Raw genomic sequence first — 666 nt, forward strand, 5'->3', positions numbered from 1 at the left:
GGTGTCGGCGTGCCCGGCATCGTCGCCCGCACCGCGGAGGACGGGGCGGTGGTGCACGGCCAGACCGTCGGCTGGGACGCGGTGCCCTTCGAACGCCTCCTGCGCGCCGCCGTCGACCTGCCCGAGTCCGTGCCGTACTGGATCGACAACGGCGCCAAGACCCTCGGCCAGGCCGAGATGTGGTTCGGCGCCGGGCGCGGTGCGCGCAGCGCGGTGGTGGTCCTGTTCGGCTCGGGCGTCGGCGCGTGCGTGGTGACGGACCCGATGGGGCCGGGCCGGGCGATCGAGTGGGGGCATCTGACGGTACGGGTCCGGGGGCGCCGCTGCCGCTGCGGAGCCCAGGGCTGCCTGGAGGCGTACGCGGGGGCCGAAGCCCTCCTGGAACGGTGGCGGGAGGCCGGCGGGGTGCCGCCGGAGGGCGCGGACGAGGAGACGGCGCTGACGGCGATGCTGGCGGCGGCGTACCCGGCGGAGGCCGGGACCGAACCCGACGCCACCGCGGTCGCCGTCCTGGCGGAGACCGCCGAATACCTGGGCGCCGGATTCGCCGACCTCATCAACCTCTTCCAGCCCGAGCGCATCCTGGTCGGCGGCTGGGCCGGCCTCCAGCTCGGCACCCGCTTCCTCGAAACCGTGTCCGGCTACGCGCGGGAGTACGCCCTCACG

At 75.8% G+C, this 666-nt stretch carries 1 protein-coding gene; it reads left to right on the forward strand.

All coding sequences use genetic code 11. The features are described from left to right. Positions 1-666 (forward strand): ROK family protein (locus IF00_RS0140385; protein ID WP_030327108.1); only part of this gene is annotated, 666 nt, incomplete at both ends.

It is taken from the genome of Streptomyces flavochromogenes (assembly GCF_000717595.1).
GTDB classification, from domain to species: domain Bacteria; phylum Actinomycetota; class Actinomycetes; order Streptomycetales; family Streptomycetaceae; genus Streptomyces; species Streptomyces flavochromogenes.